Annotated in this window: 16 protein-coding genes and 1 pseudogene; 11 read left to right on the forward strand and 6 right to left on the reverse strand. The window is 60.4% G+C overall.

The window, feature by feature from the left end; all coding sequences use genetic code 11:
- Positions 1 to 77: 77 nt before the first annotated feature.
- The gene (locus AB4N64_RS02295; protein WP_460121639.1) at positions 78 to 1,430 is read left to right on the forward strand and encodes a GntP family permease; all 1,353 of its coding nucleotides are present in this window, start codon (positions 78 to 80) and stop codon (positions 1,428 to 1,430) included.
- Between the two features lie 182 nt (positions 1,431 to 1,612).
- Here the strand turns inward: AB4N64_RS02295 and alaC are convergent, their stop codons facing one another.
- Positions 1,613 to 2,824, reverse strand: coding sequence for an alanine transaminase (alaC, locus tag AB4N64_RS02300; RefSeq protein WP_460121641.1), 1,212 nt, complete (start codon positions 2,822 to 2,824; stop codon positions 1,613 to 1,615).
- Between the two features lie 138 nt (positions 2,825 to 2,962).
- Here alaC and AB4N64_RS02305 point away from each other — a divergent pair, with 138 nt between their 5' ends.
- The 3 genes from AB4N64_RS02305 to AB4N64_RS02315 all read left to right on the forward strand — a co-directional run bounded on the left by AB4N64_RS02305 (position 2,963) and on the right by AB4N64_RS02315 (position 4,740).
- Positions 2,963 to 3,625, forward strand: a complete 663-nt coding sequence (locus tag AB4N64_RS02305) for a LysE family translocator (protein ID WP_460121643.1) — start codon at positions 2,963 to 2,965, stop codon at positions 3,623 to 3,625.
- A 67-nt stretch (positions 3,626 to 3,692) separates the two neighbouring features.
- Entirely contained in the window at positions 3,693 to 4,154 is a 462-nt protein-coding gene (locus tag AB4N64_RS02310) for a GyrI-like domain-containing protein (RefSeq protein ID WP_460121645.1), read from the forward strand.
- Positions 4,155 to 4,251: 97 nt separating this feature from the next.
- Positions 4,252 to 4,740 (forward strand): GNAT family N-acetyltransferase, encoded by a 489-nt coding sequence (locus AB4N64_RS02315; protein WP_460121647.1) that lies wholly within the window; start codon positions 4,252 to 4,254, stop codon positions 4,738 to 4,740.
- Positions 4,741 to 4,871: 131 nt separating this feature from the next.
- Here AB4N64_RS02315 and AB4N64_RS02320 read toward each other — a convergent pair whose 3' ends face one another.
- Entirely contained in the window at positions 4,872 to 5,357 is a 486-nt protein-coding gene (locus AB4N64_RS02320; RefSeq protein WP_460121649.1) for a GNAT family N-acetyltransferase, read from the reverse strand.
- 141 nt (positions 5,358 to 5,498) lie between these two features.
- Between AB4N64_RS02320 and AB4N64_RS02325 the strand changes: the two genes are divergently transcribed.
- The 3 genes from AB4N64_RS02325 to AB4N64_RS02335 are packed head-to-tail and all read left to right on the forward strand — an operon-like array spanning position 5,499 to position 7,546.
- On the forward strand, positions 5,499 to 5,924 hold the full coding sequence (locus AB4N64_RS02325) for a YybH family protein (RefSeq protein ID WP_460121650.1): 426 nt from the start codon (positions 5,499 to 5,501) through the stop codon (positions 5,922 to 5,924).
- A 21-nt stretch (positions 5,925 to 5,945) separates the two neighbouring features.
- Positions 5,946 to 6,296: a YciI family protein gene (locus AB4N64_RS02330; protein WP_460121652.1), complete on the forward strand. Its 351-nt coding sequence runs from the start codon at positions 5,946 to 5,948 to the stop codon at positions 6,294 to 6,296.
- 14 nt (positions 6,297 to 6,310) lie between these two features.
- Positions 6,311 to 7,546 (forward strand): RNA polymerase sigma factor, encoded by a 1,236-nt coding sequence (locus tag AB4N64_RS02335; RefSeq protein WP_460121654.1) that lies wholly within the window; start codon positions 6,311 to 6,313, stop codon positions 7,544 to 7,546.
- A gap of 136 nt (positions 7,547 to 7,682) precedes the next feature.
- On the opposite strand, the gene AB4N64_RS02340 is transcribed toward AB4N64_RS02335, so the two are convergent.
- Positions 7,683 to 8,705, reverse strand: coding sequence for a transporter (locus AB4N64_RS02340; protein WP_460121656.1), 1,023 nt, complete (start codon positions 8,703 to 8,705; stop codon positions 7,683 to 7,685).
- 274 nt (positions 8,706 to 8,979) lie between these two features.
- On the opposite strand from AB4N64_RS02340, the gene AB4N64_RS02345 reads away from it, so the two are divergent.
- Positions 8,980 to 10,605, forward strand: a complete 1,626-nt coding sequence (locus AB4N64_RS02345; protein WP_460121658.1) for a methyl-accepting chemotaxis protein — start codon at positions 8,980 to 8,982, stop codon at positions 10,603 to 10,605.
- 133 nt (positions 10,606 to 10,738) lie between these two features.
- Here AB4N64_RS02345 and AB4N64_RS02350 read toward each other — a convergent pair whose 3' ends face one another.
- Positions 10,739 to 11,044 (reverse strand): PepSY domain-containing protein, encoded by a 306-nt coding sequence (locus AB4N64_RS02350; RefSeq protein ID WP_460121660.1) that lies wholly within the window; start codon positions 11,042 to 11,044, stop codon positions 10,739 to 10,741.
- Between the two features lie 206 nt (positions 11,045 to 11,250).
- Entirely contained in the window at positions 11,251 to 12,378 is a 1,128-nt protein-coding gene (locus AB4N64_RS02355; protein ID WP_460121662.1) for a glycerophosphodiester phosphodiesterase, read from the reverse strand.
- Between the two features lie 218 nt (positions 12,379 to 12,596).
- Between AB4N64_RS02355 and AB4N64_RS02360 the strand changes: the two genes are divergently transcribed.
- Positions 12,597 to 12,923 carry a DUF2025 family protein gene (locus tag AB4N64_RS02360; RefSeq protein WP_460121664.1) on the forward strand — a complete coding sequence of 109 codons (327 nt, stop codon included), beginning with the start codon at positions 12,597 to 12,599 and terminating at the stop codon, positions 12,921 to 12,923.
- A gap of 182 nt (positions 12,924 to 13,105) precedes the next feature.
- Here the strand turns inward: AB4N64_RS02360 and AB4N64_RS02365 are convergent.
- Positions 13,106 to 13,715, reverse strand: a pseudogene (locus AB4N64_RS02365) (TetR/AcrR family transcriptional regulator).
- A 208-nt stretch (positions 13,716 to 13,923) separates the two neighbouring features.
- On the opposite strand from AB4N64_RS02365, the gene AB4N64_RS02370 reads away from it, so the two are divergent.
- Together AB4N64_RS02370 and AB4N64_RS02375 are read left to right on the forward strand one after the other, a co-directional pair.
- Entirely contained in the window at positions 13,924 to 14,964 is a 1,041-nt protein-coding gene (locus tag AB4N64_RS02370) for an MBL fold metallo-hydrolase (protein WP_460121666.1), read from the forward strand.
- A 137-nt stretch (positions 14,965 to 15,101) separates the two neighbouring features.
- Positions 15,102 to 16,616 carry an amidase family protein gene (locus tag AB4N64_RS02375; RefSeq protein WP_460121667.1) on the forward strand — a complete coding sequence of 505 codons (1,515 nt, stop codon included), beginning with the start codon at positions 15,102 to 15,104 and terminating at the stop codon, positions 16,614 to 16,616.
- Position 16,617 lies beyond the last annotated feature (1 nt).

Here is a 16,617-nt window from a genome sequence, read left to right on the forward strand (position 1 = left end):
GCTTCAGAAGATAGCGCTGTCCTTATGGCACTCGAATAACCCGCTTTAATAACAACAACAACCAGGAGACACCCCTAATGTTTGGCATGTCCCACGAGACGTTCCTGCTGCTCGATGCAGTGGTCACGGTGATCGGGCTTATCGTTCTGATCACCAAGTTCAAGTTCCACCCTTTCATTGCCCTGATCATCGCCGCCGCTTTCCTCGGGCTGACCTCCGGCATGCCGATCGGCACCATCATCAAGGCGTTCCAGGACGGCTTCGGCGGGGTGCTCGGTTTCGTCGGCATCATTCTCGCGCTGGGTACCATGCTCGGAAAAATGATGGCCGAATCGGGCGGCGCGGATCAGATCGCCCAGACGTTGATCCGTGCCTTTGGCAAGGACAAGGTGCAGTGGGCGATGATGTTCGCGGCGTTCCTGGTGGGCATCCCGCTGTTCTTCGAAATCGGCTTCGTGCTGCTGATCCCGCTGGTGTTCATCGTGGCCCGCCGCACAGGCGTGTCGATCATCAAGATTGGTATCCCGCTGCTGGCGGGTCTGTCTGCGGTGCACGGCCTGGTGCCGCCGCACCCGGGCCCGCTGCTGGCCATCGGCGTATTCGGCGCCGACATCGGCAAGACCATTCTGTACGGCCTGATCGTCGCCTTGCCGACCGCCATCATTGCCGGTCCGATCTTCGGTACTTTCATTGCCAAGCACATTCCTGGTCATCCGAACCAGGAGCTGGTGGACCAACTGGCCCGTGAAAGGGACTCCACCGACCTGCCGAGTTTCGGCATCACTCTGGTCACCGTGCTCTCGCCGGTGTTCCTGATGTTGCTCAAGACCTTTGCCGACGTGGTGCTGCCAGACGGCAACTTCTTCCGCACCTTCATGGACCTGATCGGTCACCCGATCTCGGCCCTGTTGCTGGCGTTGCTGCTGTCGCTGTACACCTTTGGCTACAAGCAGGGCATCGGCTCGCAGCAAATGCTCAAGTGGCTGGACGCGAGCCTGGCGCCGACCGCCGCGATCATCCTGATCATCGGTGCCGGTGGTGGCTTCAAGCAGATGCTGGTGACCAGCGGCGTGGGCGACGTGATCGGCCACATGGCGGTGGCGGCTCAGATCTCGCCGATCCTGCTGGCATGGCTGGTAGCAGCGGTGATCCGCATCGCGACCGGCTCGGCCACCGTGGCGACCATCACCGGCGCGGGTATCGTGGTGCCAGTGGTCGGCATGATCCCAGGCGTGAACCGCGAGCTGCTGGTGCTGGCCACCGGTGCCGGTTCGTTGATTCTGTCCCACGTGAACGACGCCGGTTTCTGGCTGGTCAAGCAGTACTTCAACATGACCGTGGCCGAAACCTTCAAGACCTGGACCGCGATGGAAACCATCCTGTCGGTGGTGGGCCTGGGCTTTATCCTGTTGTTGTCGTTGTTCGTTTAAGAGCAAATGGCAGGCACAAAAAAACCGCAGTGATGCGGTTTTTTTGTGGGTGATTGACTGTCAGAACGTGGACCTTTTGTGGAGATTCTCTGTGGGAGCGGGCTTGCCCGCGATAGCAGTGTGTCAGTCACCGAAGGCTTCACAGGTAGACCGCTATCGCGGGCAAGCCCGCTCCCACAGGGTTATGTGTTTTTGGCTAAGCCATCCGCCCGAAACATCCCGCGAATCCCCCGCACAGCCTGGCGAATCCGGTCCTGGTTTTCGATCAAGGCGAACCGCACGTGATCGTCGCCATATTCACCGAAACCCACGCCCGGCGAGACGCAGACCTTGGCCTCGGCCAGCAGTTTCTTGGCGAACTCCAGCGAGCCCAGATGGGCATACCCCTGGGGAATCTTGGCCCAGACGTACATCGAGGCTTTCGGGTTTTCGACCATCCAGCCCAGCTCATGAAGGCCTTTGACCAGGACGTTGCGTCGCTGCCGATATTGCTCGGCGATGTCGCGCACACATTGTTGGTCGCCTTCCAGCGCGGCAATGGCCGCCACTTGCAGCGGGGTGAAGGTGCCGTAGTCGTGGTAGCTCTTGATACGGGCGAGGGCGTTGACCAATTCCGGGTTGCCGACCATGAAGCCGATGCGCCAGCCTGCCATGTTGTAGCTCTTGGACAGGGTGAAGAACTCTACCGCGATGTCCTTGGCGCCCGGCACCTGCATGATCGACGGGGCCTTCCAGCCGTCGTAGACGATGTCGGCGTAAGCCAGGTCGTGTACCACCAGTACGTCGTACTGCTTGGCCAGGGCGATCACGCGCTCGAAGAAGTCCAGTTCCACGCACTGGGCGGTGGGGTTGGAGGGAAAGCCGAGAATCATCATCTTTGGTTTGGGGATCGAACCGCGAATGGCCCGCTCCAGCTCGGCGAAGAAGTCCACACCCGGCACCAGCGGCACCGAACGCACCTGGGCACCGGCAATCACCGCACCGTAGATGTGAATCGGGTAGCTCGGGTTGGGCACCAGCACCGTGTCGCCCTGATCCAGGGTCGCCAGCATCAGGTGCGCCAGGCCTTCCTTGGAGCCGATGGTGACAATGGCCTCGCTCTCGGGGTCGATCTCGACCTCGTAGCGTTCCTTGTACCAGTTGGAAATCGCCCGGCGCAGGCGCGGAATACCCTTGGACGTCGAGTAACCGTGGGTGTCCTCACGCTGGGCGACGGTGACGAGTTTTTCGACGATGTGCGGCGGGGTCGCGCCGTCGGGGTTACCCATGCTCAAGTCGATGATGTCTTCGCCACGACGACGGGCGGCCATCTTCAGCTCGGCGGTGATGTTGAAAACGTAAGGGGGGAGTCGATCTATGCGCGCAAAGCGGCGCGGCGAACCTTGTTCGGCCATTGTTGCCTCGATAACGTAAGCGCCCGGAACCGTCCGAGCGACGCTGGTCACTGCGGTGACCTGGGGCGCAATGTAAGGGCAGCTGTGACAGACTGTCCAGCCCGGATGTGAACAATTTTTCCCGAAGGAAATCGGTTGATGGAATTTAGCAGTGGGTTTTTGCTGAGCCTTTCCCTGTGCCTGGACATTGGCGTGGCGAACATCGCCATGATCACCCTGGCCATGCAGCGTGGCTATTTTCAAGGCTTTGCCCTGGGTCTGGGCACCTGCGTCGGTGACCTGATCTACGCGGTGCTGGCACTGGCCGGCATGACCGTGCTGCTGCAATACGAAACCGTGCGCTGGGTGCTGTGGATCGGCGGCTCGGCACTGTTGATCTATTTTGCGGCGAAGATGATCTACTCGGCGATTCATCACGAGGCGCTGCTGGCCGAGACGGCCGAGGTCGGCCACAACTCCCACCGCAAGGAGTTCTTTCGCGGGATTTTCCTGGCCATGTCGTCACCCAGCGCCATCCTCTGGTTTGCAGCGGTTGGCGGCACCCTGATCGCCCGTTCGGGCGGCGGTGGGCCGGTCAGCTCGGCGCTGTTCCTGGGCGGTTTCCTCTGCGCCGGGCTGCTGTGGTCGGCAGGCCTGTGCTTTGCGGCGAGCCATGGCGGCAAGTTGCTGGGGGATAAGCTGCTGCGTTACTCCTATCTGGCATCGGCGGCGATCTTCTGCTATTTCGCAGTGTATGTGATTCTATCGGGCTACAACGAGTTCGTCGGCGCGGGTGCCGCGCAGCCGTTGCACACCCTGTAATTTGGCGAATCGGGTTTGGCCTCTATACTCCCAGCCGAACCCACTTATTTGCGTCAGGAGTCGCGCCATGGATGAGCCACGTATCGAACACGGCCACTTCCGATTGATCGCGGGACTTGCCGGCCGGTTTACCCAGCAGACGGTAAAAGACATTCCCGCCCTCTGGGAAAAATTCGCTCCCCACTGCGGTAATGTTCCGGGGCAGACGGGCGGCGAGACTTACGGCGTCGGTTTCAATTTCGATGGCCAGGGCGGTTTCGATTACCTGGCAGGCGTACAGATCAGCAAGCTTGACGACTTGCCGGACACCTACCGCTGGGTGGAAATCCCGCCGCAGCAATACGCGGTGTTCGAGCACAAGGGGCCGTTGAGCCAGATGCCACAACTCTTCCAGTACATCCACGGCACCTGGTTCCCGCAATCCGGCTACCAGCACAGCGGAGGGCCGGAATTTGAACACTACAGCGCCGACTTCAATCCGCAGCTCAATACCGGGACCGTAGAAATCTGGCTGCCGATAAAGGCGTAGCCAGGCCGCGAGAGACGGGTTCGCTGTTTCGTCTCTCGATGTCGCCGGGTGGCTGATTTATCATTCCGGGTTTTCTCACCGCCAAATTCGAGCTGCCATGAACACCGTTATCCGCAACGTCACGCCCGCCGACCTGGACCGCTGTTTCGCCATCGAGACCGTGGCCTATGAGGGGGACGAAGCCGCGACCCGCGAGAAAATCGCCACCCGCATCGCCACCTGGCCGGAAGGTTTCATCGTCGCCGAAGTGGACGGCGTGGTCGCCGGCTTCATCAATTCCGGTGCGGCATTCGACGTGCAAATGTCCGACGAAGCGTTCAAGGAGTTGATCGGCCACGACCCGGCCGGCCCCAACGTGGTGATCATGTCGGTGGTGGTTCACCCCGGCTTTCAGGGCCAGGGCCTGGCGAAACGCTTGATGGGCGAGTTCATCGAGCGCATGCGCGGCATGGGCAAGGCGACCCTTCACCTGATGTGCAAGGAGCGGCATATCCCGCTGTATGCCGGCTTCGGCTTTGCCTACATCAAACCGTCGGCATCGGACCATGGCGGGATGGCGTGGCATGAGATGGTGCTGAGCCTTTGATTCCATCCCCTCTACTGTAGGAGCGAGCATGCTCGCGATGGTGGCCCAGTCACCGCGGCGTTCAGACAGTCAGCGTCATCCTTGACGACCATCGCGAATAAATTCGCTCCTACAGACGGCATGCGGGGGGGTTAGAAACTCATCCCCATTCGCCGTTCATACCCGATCCGCCCCTTGTAGGCCTCGCCGCTGTCGACAAAACCGTACTTGGCGTACAGCCCGATTGCCGACGCATTATCCGCATCCACCGACAACTCCAACCCCTTGATCTCCGGCCAGGCCTCGCGCGCCACCGCAGGGAGCGCCAGCAGGCACGCCTTGCCGTAGCCTTTGCCTTGGTGGCGCTGGTCGACTTGCAGCGCATGCAACGTGGCGCTGTGTTCATTGGCCCACACGGGGAGGGCAGGTGGACGCTTGAGCAGCAGGAAGGCGACGGGAACGTCCTCGGCCAGCAGGGCGAAGCCCCTCACCCCTGGGCCGGGTTTGGACAGCAGGGCGTGCAAGGCACCATGAATGTCGCCCGAGAACTTGATCTGCTCCCGATGCACTTCTATGGCCTCCACTTGCTGGCGCTGTTGCGCGTTCAGGCTGTCGTACGGCACAAGTCTCGCTGACATGGGATTGTCCATTTTCCTACATGAATGAGGCTCGAATTCTAACGGCTCCGCAGATTTGGATTACTTTTATTTCTACTGTCGAATTGCAGGATCGCCAGACGACTAGAGGTGTCTTCACAACAATAGCTACGGAGAATCACCATGAGCGCTACCCACGAAATCGAGAAGTTGATCGACACCTATCGTCAGGCCGTGATGGCCAAGGATGTCGATAAAATCATGGCCCTGTATGCCGACGAGATCGTCTCGTTCGATGCCGTAAAAGCCCTGCAATTTCGCGGTAAGGCCGCCTACCGCGCGCATTGGCTCGAATGCATGGAAATGTGCCAGGGCCCGCACACCTTCGACTTCGACCACATGAACGTCGTCGCCGACGAGCACATTGCGTTCGCCCATTGGCTGGCCCATTGCGGTGGCACCAACGAACAGGGTGAAACCCAGGCTTGCTGGATGCGTGTCACTGCTTGTTACCGGCGTGAGGGCGGGCAGTGGCGCATTGTCCACGAACACTGGTCGGCGCCGTTCGACATGCAGAGCGGCACGGCGCTGTTCGACTTGAAGCCCTGACGGTCCGATGTGGAGAGCCCCATGAAGTATCTATGCCTGGTCTACAGCAACGAAAAGCAATTGCATTCACTGCCTGAGAGCCCCAGGGACGAGGAGTGCATGGCCTACGCCGAATCGATCCAGGGCAGCGGCCGGATGCTCGCGGCCGAAGCGCTGGAGTCGGTGCAGACCGCCACCACCGTGCGCATGCGCAACGGCAAAATGTCGATCACCGACGGCCCGTTCGCCGAAACCAAGGAGCAGTTGGCCGGTTTCTATTTGATCGATGCCAAGGACCTCAATGAGGCCCTGCAGGTCGCTGGGCACATTCCGGCGGCCAGGGTGGGTTGCGTCGAGGTGCGGCCCGTTCGTCAATTGAACCTGGAGCGCTAAGGCATGCGGGACCGATGAGCGGGGTGTCAGTCCAGGCACGGGTCGAACAGGTTTACCGCCAGGACTCGCGGCGCATCCTGGCGACCCTGATTCGTTTGCTCGGGGACTTCGATCTGGCGGAAGAGGCGCTGCACGAGGCGTTTTTCGTTGCGGTCGAACGCTGGCAGCGCGACGGCGTGCCGGACAATCCGCGCACCTGGCTGGTGTCCACCGGGCGCTTCAAGGCGATCGATGTGCTGCGTCGGCGTGCACGGTTTGCTGCGTCCCGGCCGTTGCTGATCGCACAGGCCGAGGCGTTGGAACACAGCGACTGGAGTGACGACGATGTGGAAGACGATCGCCTGCGCCTGATCTTCACCTGCTGCCACCCGGCCCTGGCGGCGGACGCCCAGGTGCCGCTGACCTTGCGTGAAGTCTGCGACCTGACCACCGAGGAAATCGCCCGGGCGTTTCTCTGTGCGCCGGCCACCATCGCCCAGCGCATCGTGCGCGCCAAGGCGAAAATCCGTGACGCGAAGATACCCTACCAAGTGCCGACCCTGGCTGAATTGCCCGAGCGACTGGACAGCGTGCTGCGGGTGATTTACCTGGTGTTCAACGAAGGGTACTCGGCGTCCATGGGCGCCGAATTGACCCGGGAAGAGCTGACGCGCGAGGCGATCCGCCTCGGGCGCCTGTTGATGGAGTTGTTGCCCGAGCCTGAGGTGCTGGGCCTGGTGGCGCTGATGTTGTTGCATGAGTCACGGCGCAAGGCGCGAACATCGTCCAGTGGGGAACTGATCCTGCTGGATGAGCAGGACCGTTCGCTCTGGGACGCGACGATGATCGCCGAGGGCTGTGCGTTGATTGAGCGGGCGCTGGGGCTGGATGGTTTTGGGCCGTATTGCCTGCAAGCGGCCATTTCGGCGGTGCACGCTGAGGCGAGCACCGCCGCGCAGACCGACTGGGCGCAGATCGTCGGTCTGTATGACGTGCTGCTGGCGGGGGGGCCTTCGCCGGTGATCGAACTGAATCGCGCGGTGGCAATTTCCAAGCGCGATGGTCCGTTGGCAGGCCTGACCTTGATCGAGGCGATCCTGGCCCGGGGCGATTTGCAGGACTACCACTTGGCGCATTCGGCGCGCGCGGAGTTCTGTAGGCAGTTGGGCAGGGTTACGGATGCGCGAGCGGCGTATGAGCGGGCGCTGGCGTTGACCCGGCAGGCGCCGGAGCGGCGGTTTATCGAGGCGCGGATCAAGGGGTTGGAGTGAGGTGGGCTGGCGACCCTCATCGCGGGCAAGCCCGCTCCCACAGGTTATCGGGTGTCGTTGAGGTTTGTGATCGACGCCAAACCCTGTGGGTGCCTGACCTTCCCACAGGGGACCCTGTTGAAGTCGATTTGAGGGCTCAATAATCCTGGCGCTTGCGAAACGCCCAGCGCCCGGCAATCACGGTAAACGTCACCACCAGCGCCACCAGGATCCAGAACCCCTCCGGGTCACCGGCCAGCGGCACGCCGCCCACGTTCATGCCGAAGAAACCGGCGATGATGTTGATCGGCAGGGCCAGCACTGTCACCACGGTCAGGGTGAAGAGCGTGCGGTTGCTCTGTTCATTGAGGTTGGCGGCGATCTCTTCCTGCAACAGCTTGATCCGCTCGCCGAGCGCCGTGAGGTCGTTGATGATCAGCGCAAACTCCTCGGTGGATTTGCGCAACTCCTTCACGTCTTCCTTCTGCAGCCAGGGCGGTGGGCGGTTGAGCAGGCGCAGCAACGAGCCCGGCTCCAGGGCCAGCAGCCGTTGCAGGCGCACCAGCACGCGGCGATTGGTGCCCAGTTCCGCGCGATTGGTCGACAGGCGCGAAGACAGCAACTCATCTTCGATCTGATCGACACTCTGGCTGGTCTTGCGCACGATCTGGGTCAGCACTTCGCCCTGGTCGCGCAACAGGTGCACCAGCAACTCCAGCGGCGAGCGAAAGCGCTCGCCGGCCTTCACCGAAGAGCGCAGCTTGTCCACCGAATGCAACGGTTGCAGGCGCGCACTGATGATCAGGCGGCTGCGCACGCACACCCACAGCGTGGACACGTCGGAAGAGACCATGCTGCTGAGGTTGAACACCACGTCGTTGACCACCGCCAGCAGCGCCGAGTCGACATGTTCGATGCGCGTCGAGCGTGAACCTTCATGCAAGGCTTCGAAAAATTCGTCGGGCAATTCCAGATGATTTTTCATCCATCGCTCGCACGCCGCATGGGCGAGGTTGAGGTGCAGCCAGAGAAATTCCTCGCTGTCCTCGGCCTGTTGCAGGCGTTGCAACGCCATCGCCGAATCGATCTCACGACCACGTTCGCCGGGACGAAAACTGAAACCATAAAGCAGACCGAACAGGTCCGGGTCGCGATGACTTTGGTCGATGCTGTGGTTCATGAAGGCTCGCTGCGAGGAGGGCGCCTGTCGCGGGTTTCACAGGTTCACTTGAGCCGAATCATCGCAAGCCAAGATGACGTTTTTGTGACAGTCGGAGGTCGCAAACGATTGCTCTACCGATGGTCGGGTTTTCATCAAGAACCGCTCTAGTGCGCCGATTACGCATGGGTTAAGTTGCGCGCCTTTGGCGTGTGGCAACTGTCGCAGACAGGATGTCCGCACCCCTTTCACGTGTCCTCTGGCACGTGCCGAATTCCTGTCATGAGATCTTCCGATGTCTGTGCAAAAGTCCTTGAGAGCGCAAATTCTCGCCCTGCTGAGTGGCAGCCTGTTGGCGATGTTGTTGATCGCGCTGGCGTGCTTTCACTTCCTGTCCAATGGCGTGCAGAGCTACGCAAACCTGATCGAAGGCCCGCTGCACACCTCGCAGTTGATCGATGAGGCCAACCTGCAATTCAAGATCCAGGTCCAGGAATGGAAAAACGTACTGCTGCGCGGTAAGCAACCGGCGGACCTGGACAAGTACTGGAAACAATTCGAAGACCGTCAGCGTGACGTGCAAGGCATCCTCGGCGAACTGGCTGGGCAGAAGGGCATCGAGTCGTCACTGAAAACCCGCATTGAGCGCCTGCGTGACGAGCACCGTTTGCTTGGCGCTGCGTATCAGAAGGGTCGTGATGCGTACGTCGCTTCGGGTGGCGATCCTGCGGCGGGTGACGCGGCGGTCAAGGGGGTGGACCGGGCTGCCAGCGAACAGATGAGCGAGCTGGTGGGTGAGTTGCGCAAACTGGGTAATGAGCAGTCGGTGCTGATCAGCGCCAGCGCCAATCGCACTGTGTTGCTGGGTATCATTGTGATGCTGGTGTCGGGGCTTTTGATCGGCCTGTTGAGCCTGTGGCTGGTCAACCGCAATCTGGTGGCGCCGATCCAGAAACTGATCGAGTACGTGGCGCAACTGAGTCAGGGCAAGTTCGCCGATCGGGTGAACAGCAGTCGCCAGGATGAGCTGGGTAAACTGGCCACGGCGGCCAATACCCTGCGCGATTTCCTCGCTGACACCTTCAGCCGTTTGCAGGTCAGCACCCGGGATCTGGACAGCGCCAGCGGCGAGTTGAAATCAATTGCCGGGCTTATGGCCAGCGGGACCAACGAGCAGTTCAGCCGCACCGACCAGGTGGCGACGGCCATGAACGAGATGTCGGCCACCGCCCAGGAAGTCGCGCGCCATGCCGCCGATGCCGCGCGTGCTGCCGACGATGCCGACCAGTCCGCGCAGCAGGGCGAAAAAGTCATGCAGGGCACCATCCACACCATCACCCGCATGCGTGGTGAAATCGCCAACACGGCGACAGTCATCCGCCAGTTGGAAACGGACAGCGGTCGCATTGGCAAGGTCCTGGAAGTGATTCGCGGCATCGCCGAGCAGACGAACCTGCTGGCGCTCAACGCCGCCATCGAAGCCGCCCGCGCCGGTGAAGCCGGGCGTGGTTTTGCCGTGGTGGCCGATGAAGTGCGCAGCCTCGCGCAACGGACGGCGGCCTCGATCATCGAGATCAATCAGATTATCGAAACCGTGCAGACCGGCGCGGTTGATGCGGCACACGCCATTGAAAGCGGTCAATCGCGCAGCGAAGAAAGCGTGCAGCAAGTGACCGAAGCTGGGGCCATGCTCGAACGCATCACCCATGCGGTCGAAGCTATCCGCGACATGAACCGTCAGATCGCCACCGCCGCTGAAGAGCAGACTTCGGTGGCCGAAGACATCTCGCGCAACCTCACCGAAATCACCAGCATTGCCAGCACCAACCTGGACAACGTGCAACGCACCGAGGCCGCCAGCCACAACCTGCACGGGTTGTCGGGGCAGCTCAATGATGTGACGGCGCGCTTGAGCGCCTGACCGGATGGTGGATTTGTAAGCGCGAGCTTGCTCGCGATGGCGGAATGTCAGCCACTATCAAGGGGCCTGTCAGATCGCTATCGCGAGCAAGCTCGCTCCTACAGTGGAGACGTTGGAGTGGTGAGAGCAGGAATCAATTATCCCGCTTGTTTTTCAGGACCTTGCCAGTGGCTGCGTCCAGGTCCACGTCCCACTCCTCGCCATTGGCCTTGCGCAACTCGACTTCGTATTCGAAGCCGTTGAAGTGGTTGTCCAACTCGGTGTCGGTGATGGTGGCACCCGGGTGCAGTTTCAGGACGATCTGGTTAAGTTCCTCCAGCGGCTTGATCTTGCCTTCCTTGACCAGTTGCGGGATCTCGTCGACTCGCACGTCAGCCATGGCAAAACCGGCAGTGAGGGACAGGGTGGCAGCGGTGAACAGGGCAGTCAGGGTTTTCATAAGGGGCATTCCTTGTGTGATGTTTAAGTGAGTTCAGATTAACCTTGGTAACTTAATCCACCCTTAAAATTCCCTTTCTGCTGACCTCTGTAGGAGCGAGCATGCTCGCGATGGACGTCAACGATGACGCGGGCTGTCTGATTGCCCGCAGTGTCTGATCTACCATCGCGAGCATGCTCGCTCCTACAGGTTTTGCGTACCCCTGATCAGTAGCCGTTGTTCGTCAACACCTGCCCGACACTTGCCGCTGCAGGGCGTTTGTAGAACTTCAACAACTCGCTCGCCCGGTTGGTGAAGATGCCATCGACACCCGCGTTCATCACCTTCTGGAAATCCACCGCGTCATCCACGGTGTACACGTGCACCAGCAAACCCTGATCGTGGGTGTACTGGTTCATCCATGGTTTCACCAGGTCGGCATAACTCTGATCACCGCCGTGGGTCAGCGCCGCCGATGGGCCGGTGCCGATGGCGCCCTGGGCCTTGGCGTAGTCGATCCATTGCTGGAACTCGGCTTTGCTCCTGGGTTGCTGCTTGGCGTAGTAGGCGGCGTGATCCTTGTCGCCCGACTCAGCGAACGTCACCTTGGACTGAGGTTCGATATTGCCTTCACCCACCCACAGCAACAGGATTTTCGGCACCTGCGGCATCTCCTTTTCCAGCAGTTCGAGGCTGCTCTTCTCGAACGTCTGCAACACCACCCGACCCTTGCCCTGGCCGACGGCCAATTCCTTGCGCTTGCCGTTGGACCCGGCCGGAATCAACCAGCCGCGATCCTGGAGTTTTTCCTTGAGGTCACGTTCGATGCCGGGAAACTGCTTGGGCTCCTTGGTCTCGATGTACAGGCCAGGCTTGTGCAGCGGGTTTGCCTGGGCGATGTCGATGATTTCATCGAGGGTGAGGATTTTCAGACCCGCAAAGGAAGGGCGCGCGCGATCCGGGTAAGCCGCGTTGAACCAACTGCCGGCGTCCAGTGTTTTCAGCTCTGCCATGGTGAAGGCGTTGGCGGGGCTGTCCTTGCGGTCGGGGAATTTAGTGGCAACGTCGGTGGTACGTTGCAGGTTGTTGTCGTGAAGGGCGAACAGTACGCCGTCCTTGCTGCGTTGCAGGTCCATCTCCAGATAATCGGCACCCAGGTCGCGGGCGGCTTTGTAGGCGGCAGCGGTAGATTCCGGCGCGTCGTACGAGGCGCCACGGTGAGCGATCACCGCCGGGTGCGGGATGCCCGAATTGGCGGCCAGTGTCGCGGGGGCCGGGCCGCTCGCAGCCTGGGACTGAGTGAAACCGAGCATCAGGCTCAGCAGCAGGGCACTCTTGGTAAACGTTGCAGGCATGGTCGAGATCCTTTCGCAGAGGTTTTTAAAGAGGTCTCTTTTAACAACTGAGCGCCACTCGCGCTATCGCGAGACCGACAAAAACGTGTTTAAAAAACAATTTTCCAGCGCATCTTTGCGGTGCTTTGCAGTAATCTTGGCCACGGCAGTCTCCCCGGCAGAGGGAGCGCCCTCCATCTTGCCAGGCGTGTAAACCATCGATCTTTTGTGAGGTTTATATGCGCATCACTTCCCAGCTCATCTGCCAGGCCGCCGACCAACTCAAGGGCTTCGTCGGTCTCAACCGCAAGACCGGCCAATACATCGTGCGCTTCAGCGAAGACTCCTTCGGCATGGACGTTGCGGATGACGGCATCATCCCGGCCAGCGAATTCGTCTGGGCTGCGGGGCCGGAAAACGCCATGACCCTCAAGCGCGACCTGATCCAGTTGCTGCTGGACCAGCACATCGATGACCGTATCAACATCACCGAGCCGTTGCGGGTGTACATGAATCGGAGGGAAGTGCCGCAGATTACGGCGGTTCGCAGTTTGGTGCAGGGCTGAGAATTTGCGCTGTGTGGGCGGGCCTCATCGCGGGCAAGCCCGCTCCCACATCAGACTTGTGTGCGACGTAGTACCTATGTGGGAGCGGGCTTGCCCGCGATGAGGCCTAAAAAAAACCACCCATCTAAAGGCCGAACTCATACCCCAACAAGGCAAACTTGCGTGTGACAATCAACTGGGGTTCAACACTGATAACACGCCAGGAACATGTCCAGCGCCGATTCCACCACAGTGCTCTGCATCTCGGGCGAAAGACCTGGCTGACCCATGGAAATCTGCGGCCAGAAGGCAAAGGACTTGAGCAGGCCCTGCACCTGTTGCGCAGCGAACTCCGGCGGCACCGGTTTCAAGCGCCCATCAGCCTGCGCCGCACGAATCCATACGGTGAGGCCTTCTTCGCGCTCGCCCATTCTGGCGACCATGTCCTGAGCGCGCTCCGGAGAATGAATCGTCGCCGCGATGGCCACCCGCGCAAGGTCGAGGAAGTTGTCATCGCCCAGCATCTGCAACTTCGCCATGAGCATCCGTCGCATCTGCTCACGCAAAGGCAGTTCGGGGCGGTAAACCGCTTCCTGTTCAGCCGTCACCCGTGCCCACAACTGATTAAGGATTTCGGCGAACAACGCTTCCTTGCTGGGGAAGTGGTTGTACACCGTGCGCTTCTGAGACGCCTGCGGTGGCGGCGATCTTGTCCATGCTGGTGATGTCGAAACCGTTGTCACGGAATTCGGCAATCGCGGCCTGGATGATCGCTTCGCGTTTTCGGTCGGTGATGCGCTGTGGAGCTGTCATAAAGGGCTTCGGTAGAAAATTTAGTAATTACACTGGGTAGTTTACTTGTGAAGATAATTGATGCAACCTAGAAACTACACTGTGCAGTGTAATGTTTCGTTAATCCTGTCCAGTAAAAATAAAGTGTCCGGCTGATGCTTGCGTGCCTTGGCCATTTATCGTTCATCGCAGACGCCGCCAGCGGCGCGGCATCCTGGAGTCATCCGTCATGGCCAATGCCACAACCGCTAATGAACCCGAGGCTTCCCGTCAGACCGATGGGCTGTTTCGCAACCATGCGCCGGTCAAACGCGAAGGGCTGCGCAAAATGCTGCGCATCCTGTGGAACATGATTTTTCACAAACCGCGCGACACCAAGCCAACCGCTGCGGTGCCGGTGCAACGCCTGACCCATGACGCGCTGATCGCCGCGCCCAACCATAGTGTCTATCGCCTGGGCCATTCCACAGTCCTGCTGAAACTGCAGGACAAATTCTGGATCACCGATCCGGTGTTCGCCGAGCGCGCCTCTCCTGTGCAATGGGCCGGTCCCAAGCGTTTTCACCAGCCACCGATCAGCCTGGCAGAGTTGCCACCGATTGAGGCGGTGATCCTGTCCCACGACCACTACGACCACCTCGATTATCAGGCCGTGCTGGATCTGGCGGACAAGACCAACTACTTCCTCACGCCCCTGGGCGTCGGCGATACGCTGATCAAGTGGGGAATCGAGGCCAGCAAAGTGCGCCAACTGGATTGGTGGCAAAGCACTGAGGTGGCTGGCATCCGATTCGCCGCCACGCCGTCGCAACACTTTTCCGGCCGTGGCCTGTTCGACGGCAACAGCACGCTGTGGGCGTCGTGGGTGATCATCGATGGCGACACGCGCATTTTCTTCAGCGGCGACAGTGGCTACTTTGACGGCTTCAAACGCATCGGCCAGCAGTACGGCCCGTTTGATCTGACGCTGATGGAAACCGGCGCCTATAACGTCGAGTGGCCGCACGTGCACATGCAACCTGAGCAGACCCTGCAAGCACACATCGACCTTAAGGGCCGCTGGCTGCTGCCGATTCACAACGGCACCTTCGATTTGGCGATGCACGCCTGGTACGAACCGTTCGACCGCATCCTGGCCCTGGCCTGGGACCGCAATGTCTCTATCACCACGCCGCAGATGGGCCAGGCGTTCAACGTCATGCATCCGCAGCGGGGCAGTGCCTGGTGGTACGAGGTGGAGCAGCAGGTGTATCAGCAAAGCATTGGCTAATTGGGCTACTGACAGACGCGAAGTTTCATACGAGATCTGGCGACAAGTGATGACGGACATTTCCGGGGGCCTCGGTAGGCTGGAAATGGAGTGGGCTTTCCCTCTCATTAACCGTCATTACTAAGGATCTTTTTTTCATGGACGTTACGTTAAACAGCCGCCTGAAGTGGCTGGTCAGGATCATTCTGCTTTCGCTCGCCAGCTCCGCCAACGCCCAGGCACCGACATCCGAATCGAGGTTGGAGTTTCTCAGTGTCGATGAACTTTCTCGGCGCATGGAACGCAAGGAAACGACCGCCGCAGCGCTCGTGATGCATCTGCAACAAAGAATTTATGCGCTGGATGAACAGGGCCCGAAGATCAATTCCATCATCGAACTCAACCCCGATGCACTGGACATCGCCTATGCCCTGGATCGGGAGCGTCAGTGGGGCTACGTTCGGGGACCGTTGCATGGCATCCCCGTATTGCTCAAGGACAACATCGACACCTCCGATCAGATGCAGACCAGCGCGGGCTCACCGGCCATGGTGGGCAAACCGGCTCCAAAGGATGCCTACATCGTGCAGCGTCTCAGGGAGGCAGGCGCTGTCATTATCGGCAAAACCAACCTCAGTGAATGGGCGGCTTTCCGCGATCCGACCTTACCTGTTGGCTGGAGTAGCCGGGGTGGCCAAACCAAAAATCCTCATGTGTTAAGCGGTGACGTGTGCGGCTCAAGTTCCGGCTCCGCAGCGGCCACCGCCGCCGGCTTCGCCCCGCTGGCCGTCGGCACCGAAACCGCCGGCTCAATCGTCTGCCCGGCGTCGTTGAATGGCGTGGTCGGCATCAAGCCGACCGTGGGCCTGCTCAGCCGCAGCGGCCTCATCCCCGTCACACACAAACTTGACACGCCTGGCCCGATGGCCCGCACGGTGCGCGAGGCTGCCCAGCTCATGAACGCCATGCGCGGCAGCGACCCAGCCGACCCGGTGCAAAAGCCTCACGGCCAGGATACCGTCGACTACACCGCGCTATTGCGCCCCAATACCCTGGTGGGCAAGCGCATCGGCTACCCCGCCAAATTTGACCAGAGCGGTTTGCCGCTGCTGATAGACCCGCAGTTTTCCCAGGCCCTTGAACTCATGCAGGCAGCGGGGGCGACGTTGATTCCTGTCGACCTGCGTGATCCATTATCAGAGCGGGTCGACGACGCCTTCCACATGGGCATCAAGCGTGAACTGCCGCGCTATCTGGCCACACGGTCCGGTATCCCGGCCAAAACCTTGCAAGACCTCGTCCTGTTCAACGCCGCAAGCCCGCAAGCCCTCAGCCAGGACACACTGATCGCAGCCAACGACGTGGTGTTCGACGAGCAAACCTACAACCACCTCTGGCGCAAGATTCAAAGTCAAAATGCAGCGGCCATCGACCTGCTGTTGATGACCCATAAGCTCGATGCCATGGTCTCGGACGTCGGCTCACCCGCCATGAACGTCGCCCCGTTGGCCGGCTATCCCGGCGTCATGGTGCCCTCCGGCATCGACGAAGACGGCCTCCCGACCTCGGTCTTCTTCTTCGGCCCACGCTGGAGCGATGCTGAACTGATTGCCTTGGCGTACGGCTACGAACAAGTCTCCAACGCCCGCCAGGTCCCAGCGTTCAAACCCTGAC

The organism is Pseudomonas sp. S2_C03, assembly GCF_054668405.1.